This is a genomic window from Blastococcus sp. SYSU DS0828, assembly GCF_054050975.1.
The window spans coordinates 39,512-57,159 of sequence record NZ_JBJHAK010000026.1; the positions used below are offsets into that span (position 1 = coordinate 39,512).

The 17,648-nt window shown below is 74.7% G+C and carries 18 protein-coding genes; 8 read left to right on the plus strand and 10 right to left on the minus strand.

What is annotated here, in order from left to right; all coding sequences use genetic code 11:
* The first annotated feature begins 69 nt into the window (after positions 1 to 69).
* Complete coding sequence (locus ACI79Q_RS17655) at positions 70 to 963, plus strand: polysaccharide pyruvyl transferase family protein (RefSeq protein ID WP_456589294.1); 894 nt, start codon at positions 70 to 72, stop codon at positions 961 to 963.
* On the opposite strand, the gene ACI79Q_RS17660 is transcribed toward ACI79Q_RS17655, so the two are convergent.
* Positions 920 to 1,801 (minus strand): glycosyltransferase family 2 protein, encoded by an 882-nt coding sequence (locus ACI79Q_RS17660; protein WP_456597154.1) that lies wholly within the window; start codon positions 1,799 to 1,801, stop codon positions 920 to 922. The genes ACI79Q_RS17655 and ACI79Q_RS17660 overlap by 44 nt on opposite strands.
* 22 nt (positions 1,802 to 1,823) lie before the next feature.
* Here ACI79Q_RS17660 and ACI79Q_RS17665 point away from each other — a divergent pair, with 22 nt between their 5' ends.
* Both ACI79Q_RS17665 and map read left to right on the plus strand, forming a co-directional pair.
* Positions 1,824 to 2,141 (plus strand): antibiotic biosynthesis monooxygenase family protein, encoded by a 318-nt coding sequence (locus ACI79Q_RS17665; protein ID WP_456589292.1) that lies wholly within the window; start codon positions 1,824 to 1,826, stop codon positions 2,139 to 2,141.
* Positions 2,138 to 2,908: a type I methionyl aminopeptidase gene (map, locus tag ACI79Q_RS17670; protein WP_456589291.1), complete on the plus strand. Its 771-nt coding sequence runs from the start codon at positions 2,138 to 2,140 to the stop codon at positions 2,906 to 2,908. The genes ACI79Q_RS17665 and map overlap by 4 nt, the downstream gene beginning before the upstream one ends.
* Before the next feature lie 102 nt (positions 2,909 to 3,010).
* On the opposite strand, the gene ACI79Q_RS17675 is transcribed toward map, so the two are convergent.
* From ACI79Q_RS17675 to ACI79Q_RS17690, 4 genes are read right to left on the minus strand one after another with little or no spacing between them, the layout of a single operon-like run.
* Complete coding sequence (locus ACI79Q_RS17675; RefSeq protein ID WP_456615108.1) at positions 3,011 to 4,159, minus strand: cystathionine gamma-synthase; 1,149 nt, start codon at positions 4,157 to 4,159, stop codon at positions 3,011 to 3,013.
* Positions 4,156 to 5,607 (minus strand): cystathionine beta-synthase, encoded by a 1,452-nt coding sequence (locus tag ACI79Q_RS17680; protein WP_456615109.1) that lies wholly within the window; start codon positions 5,605 to 5,607, stop codon positions 4,156 to 4,158. The genes ACI79Q_RS17675 and ACI79Q_RS17680 overlap by 4 nt, the downstream gene beginning before the upstream one ends.
* Before the next feature lie 16 nt (positions 5,608 to 5,623).
* Positions 5,624 to 6,796: a zinc-dependent alcohol dehydrogenase gene (locus ACI79Q_RS17685; protein ID WP_456615110.1), complete on the minus strand. Its 1,173-nt coding sequence runs from the start codon at positions 6,794 to 6,796 to the stop codon at positions 5,624 to 5,626.
* Positions 6,797 to 6,825: 29 nt separating this feature from the next.
* Positions 6,826 to 7,773: an SRPBCC family protein gene (locus tag ACI79Q_RS17690; protein ID WP_456589287.1), complete on the minus strand. Its 948-nt coding sequence runs from the start codon at positions 7,771 to 7,773 to the stop codon at positions 6,826 to 6,828.
* A gap of 300 nt (positions 7,774 to 8,073) precedes the next feature.
* Between ACI79Q_RS17690 and ACI79Q_RS17695 the strand changes: the two genes are divergently transcribed.
* Genes ACI79Q_RS17695 through ACI79Q_RS17705 form a run of 3 tightly spaced genes read left to right on the plus strand, consistent with a single transcriptional unit; the run spans position 8,074 to position 11,345 of the window.
* Entirely contained in the window at positions 8,074 to 8,883 is an 810-nt protein-coding gene (locus ACI79Q_RS17695) for a phosphatase PAP2 family protein (RefSeq protein WP_456589286.1), read from the plus strand.
* Between the two features lie 40 nt (positions 8,884 to 8,923).
* The gene (locus tag ACI79Q_RS17700; RefSeq protein WP_456615111.1) at positions 8,924 to 9,946 is read left to right on the plus strand and encodes an aldo/keto reductase; all 1,023 of its coding nucleotides are present in this window, start codon (positions 8,924 to 8,926) and stop codon (positions 9,944 to 9,946) included.
* Between the two features lie 52 nt (positions 9,947 to 9,998).
* Positions 9,999 to 11,345, plus strand: coding sequence for an FGGY family carbohydrate kinase (locus ACI79Q_RS17705; protein ID WP_456599532.1), 1,347 nt, complete (start codon positions 9,999 to 10,001; stop codon positions 11,343 to 11,345).
* Between the two features lie 13 nt (positions 11,346 to 11,358).
* Here the strand turns inward: ACI79Q_RS17705 and hisN are convergent, their stop codons facing one another.
* Together hisN and ACI79Q_RS17715 are read right to left on the minus strand one after the other, a co-directional pair.
* Positions 11,359 to 12,198: a histidinol-phosphatase gene (gene hisN, locus ACI79Q_RS17710; protein WP_456589283.1), complete on the minus strand. Its 840-nt coding sequence runs from the start codon at positions 12,196 to 12,198 to the stop codon at positions 11,359 to 11,361.
* A gap of 22 nt (positions 12,199 to 12,220) precedes the next feature.
* The gene (locus tag ACI79Q_RS17715; RefSeq protein WP_456589282.1) at positions 12,221 to 12,403 is read right to left on the minus strand and encodes a DUF2795 domain-containing protein; all 183 of its coding nucleotides are present in this window, start codon (positions 12,401 to 12,403) and stop codon (positions 12,221 to 12,223) included.
* A 53-nt stretch (positions 12,404 to 12,456) separates the two neighbouring features.
* Here ACI79Q_RS17715 and ACI79Q_RS17720 point away from each other — a divergent pair, with 53 nt between their 5' ends.
* Both ACI79Q_RS17720 and ACI79Q_RS17725 read left to right on the plus strand, forming a co-directional pair.
* The gene (locus ACI79Q_RS17720; RefSeq protein WP_456589281.1) at positions 12,457 to 12,993 is read left to right on the plus strand and encodes a DUF2087 domain-containing protein; all 537 of its coding nucleotides are present in this window, start codon (positions 12,457 to 12,459) and stop codon (positions 12,991 to 12,993) included.
* A 74-nt stretch (positions 12,994 to 13,067) separates the two neighbouring features.
* A complete protein-coding gene (locus tag ACI79Q_RS17725) occupies positions 13,068 to 13,787 on the plus strand; it encodes a hypothetical protein (protein WP_456615112.1) in 720 nt (239 codons plus the stop codon).
* Here the strand turns inward: ACI79Q_RS17725 and rsgA are convergent.
* The 3 genes from rsgA to ACI79Q_RS17740 all read right to left on the minus strand — a co-directional run bounded on the left by rsgA (position 13,781) and on the right by ACI79Q_RS17740 (position 17,635).
* Positions 13,781 to 14,797: a ribosome small subunit-dependent GTPase A gene (gene rsgA / locus ACI79Q_RS17730; RefSeq protein ID WP_456589279.1), complete on the minus strand. Its 1,017-nt coding sequence runs from the start codon at positions 14,795 to 14,797 to the stop codon at positions 13,781 to 13,783. The two genes, ACI79Q_RS17725 and rsgA, sit on opposite strands and share 7 nt — an antisense overlap.
* Positions 14,794 to 16,077: a 3-phosphoshikimate 1-carboxyvinyltransferase gene (aroA, locus tag ACI79Q_RS17735; RefSeq protein WP_456589278.1), complete on the minus strand. Its 1,284-nt coding sequence runs from the start codon at positions 16,075 to 16,077 to the stop codon at positions 14,794 to 14,796. Before aroA ends, rsgA begins: the two co-directional genes overlap by 4 nt.
* Before the next feature lie 94 nt (positions 16,078 to 16,171).
* Positions 16,172 to 17,635 carry an NAD-dependent succinate-semialdehyde dehydrogenase gene (locus ACI79Q_RS17740; RefSeq protein ID WP_456589277.1) on the minus strand — a complete coding sequence of 488 codons (1,464 nt, stop codon included), beginning with the start codon at positions 17,633 to 17,635 and terminating at the stop codon, positions 16,172 to 16,174.
* Positions 17,636 to 17,648 lie beyond the last annotated feature (13 nt).

Consider the following 17,648-nt stretch of genomic DNA (forward strand, 5'->3'; position numbering starts at 1 on the left):
GCGGGACGGGGGCGAGGATCTCCTTTCCTCCGGATGCCCGGGCGACGTCCGGCTGCGAGGCTGGACGTCGTGCGTGTTCTGGTGGCGGGATGGTTCAGCTTCGACGAGGTGATCGCCACCGTCGGCGACGAACTGGGGGCCGACGCCGTCGCCGGGTGGCTGACCGAGCTGGGCATCGACCACGACGTGGCGTGGGCGCCCTACCTGGGGCGGGGCGTGCACTGGCGCGATGTCGACCCGGCGGACTACACGCACCTGGTCTTCACCACGGGACCGGTCGGGAGGGACCTCGCTCCGCTCCGGGAGCTGACGGCGACCTTCGCCACCGCCCGGCGGCTGGCGGTCAACGTCTCCGTCGTCGACGACGCCGTGCGGTCGATGTTCGACGAGGTCTGGGAGCGGGACGCCCCGGACATCACCCGGCCCGATCTCGCGGTGGAGGGCCCAGCACCGGAGGCGCCGGTGCTGGCGGTGGCGTTCGCGCCCGTGCAGGGCGAGTACGGCGACCGCAGCCGGGCCGACCGCGTCCGCGGCGTGATCGAGGAGTGGCTGGCTGCGCGCGCCCTGCCCTGGTTCCCCATCGACACCGACCTCTTCGACAAGCCCCACCCGCGGCGACCGGCGCAGGTCGAGGCGCTGCTCCGGCGTGCGGACGCCGTCGTGAGCATGCGGCTGCACGGCCTGGTCCTCGGTCTCAAGAACGACCGCCCGGTCATCGCCTGCGACCCGATCGCCGGCGGCGCCAAGGTGACCGGGCAGGCGCGGGCACTGGACTGGCCGCTGGTGCTGGACGCGGAGGAGGTCACCGCCGAGTCCCTGGACGAGGCGCTCGCCCGTTGCCTGTCCGGTGACCTCGCCGACGCGGTGACCCGGTCGCGCCTCCGGGGGGCCGCCGGGATCGAGGAGGCGCGGCGGTGGTTCAGCGCGCAGCTGGGGCGTCCAGCGGGCGCTGCGCACGGCTGAACCGGCGCTCGACGGCCGGAGGGACCGGTCGGCGTCGGCGCAGCACGGCCGGTAGCCGGCGCACCCACCCCAGGAGCGCTCGCCGGGCGGCCGGCTCGGTCACCGCCCGCCGGGCCAGCCGGGCGGTGGCGGCCAGCGCCACCGGGAGCGGCCGGCGCAGCCAGTCCACCAGCAGGTCGTTGCGCGTCTGCAGCGCCCAGCGATCGGCGGACACGGTGGCCGGCCCGGCGGGGTCGTGCCAGGCGACGACGTCGTCGGCGTAGACCTGCTGCCACCCGGCCGCGGCGAGGTCGAGCGCCAGCAGGTGCTCCTCCCCGCCGAAGAACAGCAGCGGCGAGAAGCCGCCGACCGACAGGTACGCGTCGCGGCGGACCACGGTGGCGAACGCCGGGTAGCTGAGCACGTCGGGGCCGGGGGCGCCCGGCGTCGTGCCCAGCACGGCGGCCCGGTGCTTGCGCGTGACCGCGTCGACCGACCCGTCGGCGGCCATCCGGACCTGCGCCGCGACGACGGCGACGCCGGGGTGGGCGTCCAGCAGGTCCGCCGCCCGGTCGAGGGCACCGGGCGCCCACCACGAGTCGTCATCGGCGAACGCGACGTAGGGCGTGGCGACCCGCTCGACGCCGGTGGTGCGCGCCACCGCCCCGCGGTTCACGGGCAGCTCGACCACCTGCACGGCGGGGTGCAGCTCGCGCACCGCCTGCGCCGTGCCGTCGGTCGACGCGTTGTCCACGACCACGACCGGCACCCCGTCGCGGTCCAGCCGGCCGAGCGACCGCAGCAGCGACTCGCGGCGGTCCCGGGTGGCGATGACGACGCTGACGCGAGGGGGGAGCACCTGCCTCCCGTACCGTGCCGCCGTGGTCCTCGAACATGCACCGTTGACCGTCCGGGACGGCGAGCAGGCGGCGTTCGAGGCCGCGTTCGCGCGGGCCCGGCACCTCATCGCGTCGATCCCTGGCTTCCGCGGGTTGCGGCTGTCCCGCTGCCTGGAACGGGGTACCGGCTACCTGCTGCTGGTGGAGTGGGACCGTCTCGAGGACCACACCGAGGGGTTCCGCGGCTCGCCGGCCTACCAGGAGTGGCGGGCACTGCTGCACCCCTTCTACGACCCGTTCCCCGTCGTCGAGCACTACACGACGGTGCTGACGGCCGACCCGCACGAGGAGAACCGTTGATCGAGCTGCGCACCCCCGGTGAGCTGGATGCCATGCGGGCCGCCGGCGCGGTCGTCGCCGACATGCACGCGGCGGTGCGGGCGCTCGCCGCGCCGGGCGTGCGGCTGAGCCAGCTGGACGCCGTCGCCCGCGACGTCCTGGCCGACGCCGGCGCCACTTCGCCGTTCCTCGGCTACGCGCCGCTGTCCACCACCCCGCCGTTCCCCGGCGTCGTCTGCCTGTCGGTGAACGACGTGGCCCTGCACGGGATCCCGACACCGCAGGTGCTGGAGGACGGCGACCTGTTGAGCGTGGACGCCGGCGCCGTCCTGGACGGTTGGGTCGGGGACGCGGCCATCACCTTCCCGGTGGGCACCCCGCGGCCCGAGGACCTCGAACTCGTGGCCACCACCGAGCGCGCGCTCGCCGCGGGCATCGCGGCGGCCGTCGTCGGCAACCGGGTCGGCGACATCTCCGCCGCCATCGGGGCCGTCGGGAGGGCCGGGGGCTGCGGGATCAACACCGACCAGGGCGGCCACGGGGTCGGGCGCTCCATGCACGAGGCGCCGTCCGTGCCCAACGAGGGCCGCGCCGGGCGGGGGGTGCCGCTGCGTCCGGGGCTGGTGATCGCCATCGAGCCGTGGTTCCTCGCCGGCGGCAGCGACGACTACCGGGTGGACGCCGACGGCTGGACCCTGCGCAGCGCCGACGGCAGCCGCGCCGCGCACGTCGAGCACACGGTCGCCGTCACCGAGGACGGGCCGAGGATCCTGACCCTCCCGAGGTGAATGCCGGTCGTGACGAGTGGGGGCCGGAGGCTCCCGCGAGGAACGACGCAGCGGCTCAGCGCGAGCGGGGGACGGCACGTGGCCGCGGTGTGATCCGGAGGGTCACGAGGTCATGGCCTGCCCGAGGTCGGCGAGCAGGTCGTCGACGTCCTCGATACCGACCGAGAGTCGCACGAGGTCGGCGGGCACCTCCAGCGGCGAGCCGGCGGCGCTGGCGTGGGTCATCCGGCCCGGGTGCTCGATCAGCGACTCGACCCCGCCGAGCGACTCCGCCAGCGTGAAGAGCTTCGTCCGCTCGCACACCGTCAGCGCCGCGTCCTCGCCGTCGCGGAGCCGGAACGAGATCATCCCGCCGAAGCCGGACATCTGCTTCGCTGCGATCTCGTGGCCCGGGTGGTTTGGCAGGCCCGGGTAGAGCACGGAGGTGACCTCGGGCCGGCCGGCGAGGAACTCCGCGATCCGGGCAGCGTTGGCGCAGTGCCGGTCCATCCGGACGCCGAGCGTCTTGAGGCTCCGGAGCACCATCCACGAGTCGAAGGGGCTCGCGACCGCACCCATCGCGTTGTGGTTGTAGGCCAGCTTCTCGCCGAGCGCGGAGTCCCGGGTGATGAGCGCGCCCCCGACGACGTCGGAGTGGCCGCCCAGGTACTTCGTCGTCGAGTGCACGACGACGTCGGCACCGAGCGTCAGCGGCCGCTGCAGGTAGGGCGAGGCGAAGGTGTTGTCGACGACGAGCAGCGCGCCGGCCTCGTGCGCGATCGCAGCCGCCGCCTCGATGTCGGTGATGTTCAGCAGCGGGTTGCTGGGCGTCTCGCACCAGACCACCCGCGTCGTGGGCCGGATCGCGGCGCGCAGCGCGTCGGGGTCGGCGAGGTCGACCGGCGTGTGCTCCAGGCCCCACTCCGACAGCACCCGGGAGATCAGCCGGAACGTGCCGCCGTACGCGTCGCCACCCAGGACGACGTGGTCGCCGGCCCGGCAGGTGGTGCGCAGCAGGGTGTCCTCGGCGGCGAGCCCCGACGCGAACGCCAGCGCCGTCGTGCCCTCCTCCAGCGCGGCCAGTGCGGCGTGCAGCGTGTCGCGGGTCGGGTTGCCGCTGCGGCTGTACTCGTAGCCGCCGCGCAGCCCACCGACGCCGTCCTGCTTGTAGGTGGTGGTGAGGTGCAGCGGGGGGATGACCGCGCCGGTGGCCGGGTCGGGGTCCTGCCCGGCGTGGATGGCGCGGGTGTTGAAGCCCGGGAGCTCGCTCATGCGCCGACCGTAGGCGTGATGCCGGCCAGGTGCCCGAGCACGTCCTGTCGGGTGACCACACCGGCCGGTTTGCCGTCGACGTGGACCAGCAGCGCGTCCGCCGAGCCGAGCTGGGCGACGGCGGCGCTGACCGCCTCCCCGGAGCCGACGATCGGCAGCGGGGGCGACATGTGCTTCTCCACCCGGTCGGCGAGCGAGGCCCGGCCGGCGAAGAGCGCGTCGAGCAGCGTCTTCTCGTCGATCGAGCCGACGACCTCCCCGGCGGTGACCGGTGGCTCCGCCCGGACCACCGGCAGCTGGCTGACCCCGTACTCGCGGAGGATGTCGATGGCGTCGCGCACGGTCTCGTTCGGGTGGGTGTGCACCAGGGTCGGCGTCTCGCCGGACTTGGTGTGCAGCAGCTCGCCGACGGTCTCGCCGCCGGTGGCCTCGACGAAGCCGTAGTCGGCCATCCACGCGTCGTTGAAGATCTTGTTCAGGTAGCCGCGGCCGCCGTCGGGCAGCAGCACGACCAGGACGTCGTCCTTCGTCAGGCGCTCGGCCACGCGCAGCGCCGCCACCACCGCCATCCCGCAGGAGCCGCCGACCAGCAGCCCCTCCTCGCGGGCCAGCCGGCGGGTCATGGCGAAGGAGTCGCCGTCGGAGACCGCGACGATCTCGTCGGCGACGGCCGGGTCGTAGGTCGTCGGCCAGAAGTCCTCGCCGACGCCCTCGACGAGGTAGGGGCGGCCGGTGCCGCCGGAGTACACCGAGCCCTCGGGGTCGGCGCCGATGATCTGCACCCGGCCGCCGGAGGCCTCCTTGAGGTAGCGGCCGACGCCGCTGATCGTCCCGCCGGTCCCCGCGCCGGTGACGAAGTGGGTGATCCGGCCCTCGGTCTGCGCCCAGATCTCCGGGCCGGTCGTCTCGTAGTGCGAGCGCGGGTTGTTGGGGTTGGAGTACTGGTCGGGCTTCCACGCGCCGGGGGTCTCCCGGCTGAGCCGGTCGGAGACCGAGTAGTACGACCGCGGGTCGGCCGGGTCCACGGCGGTCGGGCAGACGACCACCTCGGCGCCGTAGGCCTTGAGCACGTTGATCTTCTCCTGCCCGACCTTGTCGGGGCAGACGAAGATGCAGCGGTAGCCCCGCTGCTGGGCGACCAGGGCCAGGCCGATGCCGGTGTTGCCGCTGGTCGGCTCGACGATCGTCCCGCCCGGCTCCAGCAGGCCGTCGGCCTCCGCCGCGTCGACCATGCGCACGGCGATCCGGTCCTTCACCGAGCCGCCGGGGTTGAGGTACTCGACCTTGGCCAGCACCAGCGGCGCGTCGGGTCCCAGGTGGCGGGTCACCGACGACAGCTTGACCAGCGGGGTGTTGCCGACCAGGTCGACGACGGACTCGGCGTACTGCACGGTGGCGCCCTCCTTCCACCAGGGCGCGGCTCCGTCGCCGTGCCCGGTCGTGATCATCTCAGCAGATGGACGGTCAGGGCTTGAGGACGACCTTGGTGCAGTCGTCCTCCTTGTCCCGGAACATCCGGTAGCCCTGCGGCGCCTGCTCCAGCGGCAGCGTGTGGGAGATCAGGAACGTCGGGTCGATCTCGCCGTCGCGGATCTTCTCGTAGAGCGGCTTCAGGTAGCGGTGGACGTGCGCCTGGCCGGTCCGCACGGTCAGCGACCGGTTCATCAGCGAGCCGACCGGGAACTTGTCCATGAGCCCGCCGTAGACGCCGATGATGGAGACCGTGCCCCCGTTGCGGCAGGCCATGATCGCCTCCCGCAGCGCGTGCGGCCGCTCGGTCTCGGCCATGACCGCGGTCTTGGCCCGGTCGTAGGCGTCCACCACGGCGGTCGGGTGGGTGGCCTCCAGCCCGGCGGCGTCGATGCACCCGTCGGGTCCGCGGCCCGCGGTGAGCTCGTTGAGCGCGTCGAGGACGTCGACCTCCTCGTAGTGGAGGACATCGGTGGCGCCCGCCTCCCGCGCCTTCGCCAGCCGGTAGTCGAACCGGTCGATGGCGATGATCCGCTCGGCCCCGAGCATCTTCGCGCTCGCGACCGCGAACAACCCGACCGGCCCGGCGCCCCATACCGCGACGACGTCGCCGCCGGAGATGTCGCACATCTCCGCGCCCATGTAGCCGGTCGGGAAGATGTCGGTCAGGAACAGCACCTGCTCGTCGGTCAGGTCGTCCTCGACCTTCAGCGGACCGACGTCGGCGAACGGCACGCGGGCGTACTCGGCCTGGCCGCCGGGGTACCCGCCGACCAGGTGGGAGTAGCCGAAGATCCCGCAGGGGGAGTGGCCCCACAGCTTCTCGGCCATCCCGGCGTTCGGGTTGGAGTTCTCGCAGACGGAGAAGAGCCCGCGCTCGCAGGCGTTGCAGGCTCCGCAGGCGATGGGGAACGGGACGACGACCCGGTCGCCGACCCGGAGGTTCGACACGCCCTTGCCGACCTCGACGATCTCGCCCATGAACTCGTGGCCGAGGATGTCGCCCTTCTTCATCGTCGGGATGAAGCCGTCGTAGAGGTGCAGGTCGGAGCCGCAGATGGCGGTCGAGGTGACCTTCACGATCGCGTCCCGGTCGTTGAGGAGCTGCGGGTCGGGGACCTCGTTGACCTCGACGTGGTTCTTGCCCATCCACTGGGTGGCGCGCACGGGGGTGTCCTTCCGGAGACGGGGCGGGATCAGGAGCGGGGTGCGGCGGGCTGCTGCTTGGCCATCCGGCGGGCCAGCGGGCCCTCGGGCGTGCCCTCGGAGCGGACCACCTGCCCGGTCTCGAGGATCTGCTTGAAGCGGGCGAGGTCGTCGCGGATCTGCTGGTCGGGGGCCTCGCCGAAGAGCTTCGCGACCGCCTTGCCCAGCTTCCCGGCCGGCTGCGCGTAGGCCAGCCGGACCCGCACCTCGGTGCCCTGGCCGCCGGGGGCGGGGCGGAACTCGACCACGCCGGCGTTCTCGATGTCGGCCCCGGGCAGCGACCGCCAGCGGATCCGCTCGCCCGGGGACTCCTCGACCACCTCGGCGTCCCACGCCACGGTGCGCCGGCCCGGTGCCTCGGCGACCCAGTGCCAGCGCCCGATGCCGGCGGGGCGGACCTCGCGCACGTGGGCCATGAACTCCGGCAGCCGGGAGAAGTCGTGCCAGCGGGCGTAGACCTCCTGCGGCGGCTTGTTCACCGTGGCGGCCGCCGAGACGTCGATCGCGCTCGTCCAGGGCGGGGAGGCGGGCAGCAGCTCCCGCGCGGCGCTGCGGCCGCCCTGCCGCGCCGACCGCACCGCCGTGAGCAGGTCGAGCGCGGCCAGCCCGGCGACGGCGATCGTGGCGTTGCGGAGCCGCCGGTGGCGGTCGCCCTCGCGGTGCGACAGGGCGATGCCCAGAGCGGTGAGGTCCATCGCGTCGCCGGCCACGCGGGTCCAGGCCCAGCCTGGCCGGCCGGCCAGCAACCCGACGGCGTGCACCAGCTCGCGGGCCCCCACGGCGGGGATCAGCGACCGGGCGGTGGCGGAGTCGTCGACCCCGGAGAGCCGGGCGACGCCGTCGGGGTCGCGCAGCATCACCACGCCCAGGCCGGTGCTGGCCAGGCCGAGGGCGCGGGCGGTGCGGCGCAGGCCGGGCCGGCTGCGGTGGGAGCTCATGGGATCCTCCGGTTCGGTCGGTCCGTCCTCGGACGTTCGTCCGGCGGTGGTCGCGCGGGTGACGTCGCGCGGGCCCGGGCGGCGGCCCCGGCGCCGGTGCAGCGCGGTGGGAGCACCCGGACGCCCTGCCCGGCTACCCCCGGCCCGCACCCAGAAACTCCCCGCGGCCGGCGACGGTGCGTGAGGACGCGGGCGCGGAGACGTGCCTCGGTACGCGCGTCGTGGGGTGCACGCGCCGAACGGCCCGCCGTCGCCCGTCCTCGCGGGGCGCGGTCGGGCCGCCCCGCCTAGCCTCGACCCGTGGGGATCCCGGGCGACGGTGGGTCCTCACCCTCCTCGCCGCGCCCCGGTCATCGGTACCGCAAGGTCCTGCTGGCGGGGGTGCTGGTCGCCGTCTACGCCGCCCTGGCGGTCGCCGTCCGCACCGGATCGCCCCTGGTGGCGATGGATGCCGCGGCCCTCCGCTGGCAGCCCGCGCTCCGCTGGCCGGAGTGGGAACCGCTGCTGTCGCACTGGGTCCTGCTCGGGCAGCGGATGGTCTGCCTGGTGGTCCTGGGCGGCTGGCTGGCCGTGCGGTTCCTCCGGGACCGCGATCCGCGCCCGCTGCTCGTGGTGGCTGCCGCGACGCTGCTGCTCAACGCCACGGTGGGCGCGGCCAAGATCGCCTTCGGGCGGCTCGGCCCGTTGCAGCTCGAGGAGGCCGCGCTCCGGCCCGGGGCCGCCGAGGTCTTCACCGACGGCATGGTGTTCCCGTCGGGGCACGCCGCCAACGCCGTCGTCATGTGGGGGCTCGTCGCGTACCTCGTCACGCGTCACCGGCGCCTGGCGGCGGTCGTCGCGGCGGTGCTCGCGGTCACGGTCGGCGCCACCACGGTCTACCTGGGCACCCACTGGGTCAGCGATGTCCTGGCGGGGTGGGCCGCCGGGGCGCTGGTGCTCCTCACGCTGCCCACGCTGTGGCGCCTCGCCGACCGTGCCTGCCGGCGCTGGTCCGCCGGTGCGCGGGTGCGGACGGTCCGCCCCGCCGGCGCGGTCCCGTCCGCGCGGCTGGGGCCCGCCCGCCCGCGACCTCCCGCTGCCGGGTCGGGGTGGGTGCGGGACGCCGCCTGAGCAGTGGCGGACGGCGCGACGCCCGGACGAGGATGCGGGCATGCCTGCCGCCACGCCGCCTGCCGTCGGTACCCGCACGCTCGGCCGCGACGGCCTGACCGTCTCCAGCGTCGGCCTGGGCTGCATGGGGATGAGCCAGATGTACGGCCCGGCCGACCGCGCTGAGTCGATCGCGACCATCCACCGGGCCCTCGAGCTGGGCGTGACCTTCCTCGACACCTCCGACGTCTACGGCAGCGGCCACAACGAGCAGCTGGTGGGCGAGGCGATCGCCGGGCGACGGGACGAGGTGCAGCTGGCGACCAAGTTCTCGCTGTCCCGCCGCCCGGACGGCGGCATGACCATCGACGGCCGGCCGGAGAACGTGCGGGCCTGCGCCGAGGCCAGCCTGCGTCGGCTGGGCGTCGAGGCGATCGACCTCTACTACCAGCACCGGGTCGACCCACGGGTGCCGATCGAGGACACCGTCGGTGCCATGGCCGGGCTGGTGACCGAGGGGAAGGTCCGTCACCTGGGCCTCTCCGAGGCGAGTGCGGCGTCGATCCGGCGCGCCGTCACCGTCCACCCGATCGCCGCGCTCCAGAGCGAGTGGTCGCTGTGGACACGCGACCTGGAGGAAGAGGTGCTGGGGGTCGCCCGCGAGCACGGCATCGGCATCGTGCCGTTCAGCCCGCTGGGCCGGGGGTTCCTCACCGGGGCGATCAGGGGCCCGGAGGACTTCGACGCCGACGACTGGCGGCGGGGCCACCCCCGCTTCACCGGGGAGGCGTTCGCGGCCAACCTGCGCCTGGTGGACGCCGTCCGCGAGCTCGCCGCGGAGAAGGGCGTGGCGCCCGGTCAGCTGGCGCTGGCGTGGGTGCTGGCCCAGGGCCACGACGTCGTCCCCATCCCGGGGACCAAGCGCCGGCGCTACCTGGAGGAGAACGTCGCCGCCGTCGGGGTCCAGCTCGACGACGACGACCTCGCCCGGCTGGACGCCATCGCGCCGCCGGGCGCTGCGGTCGGCGGGCGGTACGTGGACAGCAGCTACGCCTACGGGGACAGCCCGGAGCCGGCCGCGTGAGCGCGGCCGCCGACATGCCGGGCCCCGGCCCGCTGGGAACCGTCGGCAGCCGATGAGGACGGGCCTCTTCCTCGGGGCGGACCTCGGCACCAGCGGGCTGAAGGTGGTCGTGCTGCGCGACGACGGCGCCGTCGTGGCCGAGGCCGAGTCCCCGTACGCGTACGACCGGCCGGCGCCGGACCGGGCCGAGATCGACGTGGCGGTGTGGCGGGGCGCCCTGGACGCGGCCCTGGACGAGCTCTCGCCGGTCCTGCGGGGTTCCCGGGTGCGAGCGCTCGGGCTGTCGGGTCAGATGCACGGCACCGTCCTGGTGGACGACGCCGGTGCGCCGCTGCGGCCGGCGGTGCTCTGGCCGGACACCCGCGCGGTCGACGAGCTGGCCGGCTGGCGGCAGCTCGCCACGGCCGACCGGGCCGCGCTGGCCAACCCGCTCGTGCCCGGGATGACCGGGCCGGTGCTCGCCTGGCTGGCCCGGCACGAGCGGGAGGTGCTCGGGCGGGCGGCGGCCGTCCTGCTGCCCAAGGACGCGCTGCGGGCCGCGCTCGTGCCCGGCGGCTCGCCGGTCACCGACCGCAGCGACGCCTCCGGCACGCTGCTGTGGGACGTCCCGGCGGACGGGTGGTCGAGTGCCGCGACCGCTGCCGCCGGGGTGCCGGCGCGGCTGCTCCCCACGGTTCGCCCCGGCACGGAGCTGGTCGGCGCGGCTGCCCTGCCCGTCGGGGAGGTGCCGGTCGTCGTCGGCGCGGCGGACACCCCGCTGGCCCTGCTGGCGGCGGGCACGGACACCGGTCTGCAGGTGAACCTGGGCACCGGTGCGCAGGTGCTGCGCCCGGGCTGGTCGCCGCGTCCGGTGGTGGACCCCCTGGTGCACGGCTACGCCGACGCGCAGGGCGGCTGGTACGCGATGGCGGCCCTGCAGAACGGCGGCTCGGCCTGGGCCTGGGTGTGCGGTGTCCTGGGCCTGTCCTGGGCCGAGCTGTTCGCGGCGGCCGCGTCGGTGCCCGACGCCGGGGGAGCGGTCTTCCGGCCCTTCCTCACCGGCGAGCGGGGCGGGGTCGCCGGACCGGAGGACCGCGCCGGCTGGGACGGGCTGCACCCGGGAACCAGCCGGGCGCACCTGGCGCGTGCGGCGGTGGAGGGCGTCGTCGGGGCGGTGGCCGCCGCGACGGGGCTGCTCGAGCCACCCGACGACGACGTCCCGGTGGTGCTCACCGGTGGCGGGGTGCGGTCCGCTCCGGTGCCGCAGCTGCTCGCCGACGCCCTGCGGCGCCCGGTCCAGGTCGTGCACCTGCGCAGCGCCTCGGCCGTCGGTGCGGCGCTGCTGGCCGCGCGCGGTGTCGGGGTGGACGTCGTCCCGGTGCGCGAGGCCGGGCCGGTGGTCGATCCGTCGCGGTGCTGATCAGTGGAGCTGATCAGGAGGGCGGGACCGGCGGGGCGGAGGTCAGCGGGTGGACCGTCTCGCCCGCCCCCAGCCGCTCCAGGGCGGCGTCATGCAGCTTGCCGTTGGTCGCCAGGGCGCTCCCGCCGGCCGGTCCCGGAGCGCCGGAGACGTCGGTGAACCGGCCGCCGGCCTCGCGCACGATCACGTCCAGCGCGGCGAGGTCCCAGATCGAGACCTCCGGCTCGCAGGCGATGTCCACCGCCCCCTCGGCCAGGAGGACGTAGCTCCAGAAATCGCCGTAGGCACGCGTGCGCCACACCGAGCGGGTGAGGTCGAGGAAGCCGTCGAGCTGCCCCCGCTCCTCCCAGCCCGAGAGGCTGGAGTAGCTGAGGCTGGCGTCACCGAGCCGGGCGACCTCCGACACGCGGCAGCGGGTGGCCGACTCCAGCCGGCGTCCGGTCCAGGCGCCGACGTCCTTCGCCGCCCACCACCGCCGGTTCAGCGCCGGCGCCGAGACCAGCCCGACGACCGGTTCGTCGCCGTCGAACAGCGCGATCAGCGTGGCCCACACCGGCACGCCGCGGACGAAGTTCTTCGTGCCGTCGATGGGGTCGAGCACCCAGCGGCGGGACCCGTGGCCGGTCGTGCCGAACTCCTCGCCCAGCACCGCGTCGCGGGTGCGTGCCCGGCTCAGCGTGATGCGCAGCATCTCCTCGACCGCCCGGTCGGCGTCGGTGACCGGGGTCAGGTCGGGCTTGGTGTCGACCGTCAGGTCCTGCGCCTTGAACCGCTCCATGCTGATCGAGTCGGCCTGGTCGGCCAGCACGTGTGCCAGCCGCATGTCCTCTGAGAAGCCCCGACCCGACGTCATGGGCACCCAACCTAGCGGGGAGTCAGTCGAAGACGGCGGAACTGACCCCGCTCGGGCCCTCGTACTCGCGGTCCTCGATGTTCCTCAGCGCGTCGAGGACATCCTTGTCGCCACCGTGCTGCTCGGCGTGCTTGACGATGTCGTCCTTGCCCGCGGGGTAGTCCATGCCGGACAGGGCCTTCTGGATGTCGATGGGGCTGACCATGGTCGGGGTCCTACCCCGCACCCGGGCACCGATGCACGGATACCGTCGGGTGCGTGGACGCAGCGACGATCGCGGGGCTGCTCGCCGACCCGGTGCGGCTGAAGGTCGTGGCCGCGCTGGCGCTGGGCGCCACGACCATCGAGGAGGTGGCCGCGGCGTCGGGGCTGTCGTTGAAGGAGGTCGCGCTCGCCGCCCGGCGGCTGGCCCGCGGAGGGCTCGTCGCCCGCGACGGGCACTCCCTGGCGCTGCGCACCGAGCGGTTCGGGGCAGCCGCCCGCGCCGCGGCGGAGGCCGCGCCGCCACCGGAGCCGCTGTCGGACGACCCCGCTGCCGACGCCGTCCTCACCGCGTTCGTCCGCGACGGCCGGCTGACATCGATCCCCGCCCAGCGCAGCAAGCGGCTGGTGGTCCTCGACCACCTGGTGCGCGTGTTCGAGCCCGGCGTCCGCTACCCCGAGCGCGAGGTGAACGCGCTGCTGGCGGTCTGGCACCCCGACGTCGCCGCGCTGCGCCGCTACCTGGTCGACGAGGGCCTGCTCAGCCGCGATGCGGGGGTCTACTGGCGCAGCGGCGGCTACGTGGAGGTCTGAGTCACCTCGTCGACGTGTCGACCTGTCGACGAATCCGTTCGACGACCCGCTGCCGGCCCCCGCAGACTGCCGGCGTGGCCCCGACCCCGTCCGCCGATGCCTTCGCCGCCCTCGCGCGTTCCTCGCCGTGGCGGTGGACGACGCTCCGCTTCACGGTGTCCTGGCCGGGCGACCCGTGGCGGGCCACGCCCGTGCGGGCGTGGCTGCGCCGGCCCGACTCCCTGCGGGTGGAGGACCTCGACGGCGCGGTGCTGCAGGCCGGCCGTGATTCGCGCCTGACCGTGCCCGCTGCCGCGCCGGTGTGGCGGGCCGACGGTCTGGTGGCGGAGCGGCCGTGGGGAGTGCTCCACGACGACCCGATGTACGAGAACTACTTCTGGATCGCGATGCTGGACCCGGCCGAGCTCGCCGACTCGCACACGGATGCGGAGCCCGGCGAGCCGCCCCTGCTGGTGGACACGGTGGTCACGACCGAGCACGGCGGACGCCCGGCGTGGGAGGCCGTCGCCCGGGTGACGCCGGCCTACGAGCCGCGCTGCGGGTGCTGCTCGCTGCTCCGCTCGCGGGACGTGGACGTCGTCGAGTACCGGGACCACCCCCAGCAGGTACTGGCCACCTACCCCGAGGCGCACCGGGTCCGCCTGGACCTGCAGACCGGTGCCTGCGTGCTGACCGAGGCTCTCGGGGGCGACGTGGCGGGTCATGGCCACGACCTGCGGATCGAGGCGGTCGACGAGCCGATGGCCGACGACCTGTTCACCGAGCCGCGGCGGGGCTGGTTCCGCCGTCAGTAACCGGGGCCGACCTGGCCCACCGCACCCAGCAGGACGCGCAGGGCGGCCAGCTGCTGCTCCCGGGCCGGCGGTCCCGCGGCGGCCCAGGCGTCCAGCGCGCACTCGGGGTCCTCGGCGGTGTGCCCGCAGCCCGGTGGGCACTCGGTGGCGGCCTCGGCGATGTCCTCGAAGGCGGCCAGGACGTCGTCGGCGGTGACGTGCGCCAGGCCGAAGGACCGGATGCCGGGGGTGTCGATGACGGTGCCCCCGCCGGGGAGGTCGAAGAGCACGGCCGACGACGACGTGTGCCGGCCCTTGCCGATCTTGCTCACGTCGCCGGTGGCGCGAAAGGCGTCGGGCACCAGCCGGTTGACCAGCGTCGACTTGCCGACGCCGGACTGCCCGACGAACACGCTCATCCGGTCCCGCAGCCGTTCGGTCAGGTCGTCCAGCGGCAGCTCCAGCGACATCGGGACGGCGTCCAGGCTCAGCCCGGCGTAGCGGTCCAGCAGCGGCTGCGGTGACGCCAGGTCGGTCTTGGTGAGGCACAGCAGCGGCTCGAGCCCGCCGGCGTACGCGGCGACCAGGCAGCGGTCGAGGAAGCCCAGCGCCGGCTCGGGGTCGGTGACCGAGGTGACGATGACGAGCAGGTCGGCGTTGGCCACCACCACGCGCTCGGTCGGGTCGGTGTCGTCGGCGGTGCGCCGCAGCGAGGTCGTGCGCTCCTCGATCGCGACGATGCGGGCAAGGCTGTCGGTGCGGCCGCTGGTGTCGCCGACCACCCGCACGCGGTCACCGACGACGACGCCGTGCTTGCCGAGCTCGCGGGCGCGCATGGTGGTCACGTCGACGGCGCCGTCGGGCCCGTCGACCCGCACCGTCATGCGTCCGCGGTCCACGGCGATCACCAGACCGGGCACGGCGTCGGCGTGCGTCGGGCGGGTACGCGTGCGGGGGCGGGAGCCACGGCGGCTCGGCCGGACCCGGACGTCGTCCTCGTCCATGCGCCGGGCGCCGCGCTGCGCGCTCACGAGAGGGCTCCGCCCGGCCCGCCCAGCAGCCTCGACCACCGCTCACGGAAATCGGGCAGCGTCTTGGTGACCGCGCCCGGGTCGGCCACCCGGACCCCCTCGACGGCCAGGCCGAGGACGGCGGCCGCCATGACCATGCGGTGGTCGGCGTAGGAGTCCAGCAGGGCCGGCCGCTGCGGGCCGGGCGCGATCTCCAGTCCGTCGGGCAGCTGCCGCACCCGGGCGCCGACGGCGGTGAGCACCTCGTCGAGCGCCTGCAGCCGGTCGGTCTCGTGCCCGCGCAGGTGGGCGATCCCGGTCAGCCGGGAGGGGCCGTCGGCCAGGGCGCACAGCGCGGCCAGCACCGGCGTCAGCTCGCCCACCTCGCCGAGGTCGGCCACGAGCGGGCGGACGCCCGCCCCGCCGGTGACCCGCAGCGCGCCGTCGGGGGTCCGCTCGACGGAGGCGCCCATGGCGGCCAGCAGCCGGTCCAGCTGCGCGCCCGGCTGGGTGGTCACCGCCGGCCAGTCGCGGACCGTCACCCGCCCGCCGGTCACCAGCGCGGCGGCGAGGAACGGGGCGGCGTTGGAGAGGTCGGGCTCGACGACGCGGTCCAGCGCCGCGACCGGCCCGGGGACCACCCGCCAGCCGCTCCCGGTGCCGGTGACGTCGACGCCGTGCTCGCGCAGGGTCGTCACCGTCATCTCGACGTGCGGCATCGACGGCACCCCGCCGGTCAGGGCCAGGTCGATGCCCTCGTCGAAACGGGCCGCGGCGAGCAGCAGCCCGGAGACGATCTGCGAGGACTCGCTCGCGTCCACGGTGACCGCGCCCCCCCGCACCCGCCCCGTGCCGTGCACGGTGAACGGTGCCCGGCCCCGGCCGTCGTCGTCGACCTCGACCCCGAGTGCCCGCAGGGCGCCGATCAGCCCGGCGTTGGGGCGCTCACGCAGCCGCGGATCGCCGTCGACCGTCACGTCGCCGTCGGCGAGGGCGGCCACCGGCGGCAGGAACCGCAGGATGGTGCCGGCCAGGCCTGCGTCGACCGTCACCGGCCCCCGCAGCCCGCCCGGGGTGACCAGCCAGTCCTCGCCGTCCTCGTCGACCCGCACCCCCAGTGCCCGCAACGCCGCCGCCATCAGGTCGGTGTCCCGGGCGCGCAGCGGGCGGACCAGCCGGCTGGGGCCGTCGGCCAGGGCGGCCAGCACGAGCGCCCGCGCGGTGAGGGACTTGGAGCCGGGCAGCGTGACGACGGCGTCGACGGGAGCCGGGTGGTGCGGCGCGGACCAGACGTCTGACACGTGATCAGTCTGCCCGGTCACCCGCGCCGCACCGTGGCCCCGTCCCGAGGCTCGCGCCGAGCGTGCGAGGCGAGAGGAGGACGGGGTCCTTCCATCAGCCCGCCTGCGGCTTGTCGGCCTTCTTGACCGGCACGGTGCGCAGCAGCCGCCGGTTGGCGAACTCGAACATCGCCAGCTCGGAGAGCTCCCGGCCGTAGCCCGAGCGCTTGATGCCGCCGAACGGCAGCTCGGGGGAGGAGCCGGTGGGCTGGTTGATCCACACCATCCCGGCCTCCAGCCGCTCGGCCACCGCGCGGGCGCGGTCGAGGTCGCTGCTCATCACCGTGGCGCCGAGGCCGAAGGCGCTGTTGTTCGCCAGCTCGACCGCCTCGTCGGCGTCCTTCACCTTGTAGACGACGGCGGCCGGGCCGAACAGCTCCTCGCTGTAGGCGCGCATGTCCGGGGTGACGTCGGTGAGGATCGTGGCCTCGACGAACGCACCCGGGCGGTCGGGCCGCCGGCCGCCGGCGACCACGGTCGCCCCCTTGTCGATCGCGTCCTGGATCTGCGCGTGCAGGTCCTGCGCGGCCCGCTCGCTGGACAGCGGCGCCAGCGACGTCGAGGAGTCGGCCGGGTCGCCCGGGGAGAAGGTCGAGAACGCCTGCTTCAGCCCCTCGACGAACGGCTCGTACAGCTCCTCGGTGACGATCAGCCGCTTCGAGGCGGTGCACGCCTGCCCGGTGTTCTGCATCCGGCCCATCGTCGCGGCCTTGACCGTCGCGGCCATGTCGTCGGCGTCGAGCACGATGAACGGGTCGCTGCCGCCGAGCTCGAGCACCGACTTCTTGAGGTGCTTGCCCGCCAGCGCGCCGACCGCGCTGCCGGCGCGCTCGCTCCCGGTGAGGGTCACGCCCTGGATGCGGGGGTCGGCGATGACCTGCTCGACGTCGGAGATGCGCAGGAAGGTGTTGGTGAAGACGCCCTCGGGTGCACCGGCGTCGGCGAACAGCTGCTCGATCGCCACCGCGCACTGCGGGGTGATCTCGGCGTGCTTGAGGATGACGGTGTTGCCGAGCACCAGGTTCGGGCCGGCCACCCGGACCACCTGGTAGAAGGGGTAGTTCCACGGCTCGATGGCGAGCAGGACGCCGATCGGGCGGGTCTCGATGACCGCCTCGCCCTTGCCCATCAGCGGCTGGATCGGCGTCGGCTCCAGGAAGCCGGGGCCGTTGTCGGCGTAGTACTTGAGGATCATCGAGCAGAGGTACAGCTCACCGGTGGCCTCGTCGCGGCGCTTGCCCATCTCCGTGGTGATGAGCTTCGCCAGGTCCTCGCGGCGCTCGTCCATCAGCTCGGCGGCTCGGCGCACCACGGCGGCGCGGTCGGCGACCGGGAGCTCGCGCCACTGCTGGTAGGCGGCGTGCGCCCGCTCGATGATGCCGTCGATCGCCTCGGTCGGCGTGAAGTCGAACTCCTTCTCCGTCTCGCCGGTGAAGGGGTTGACCGTCGCGTAGCGCCGGTCGGCGCTGTCGCTGGCGGTCTTCGGGTGGTCGGTCGGTGGGTTCTGCGTCGCGGTCACGCGGTGATCCTCG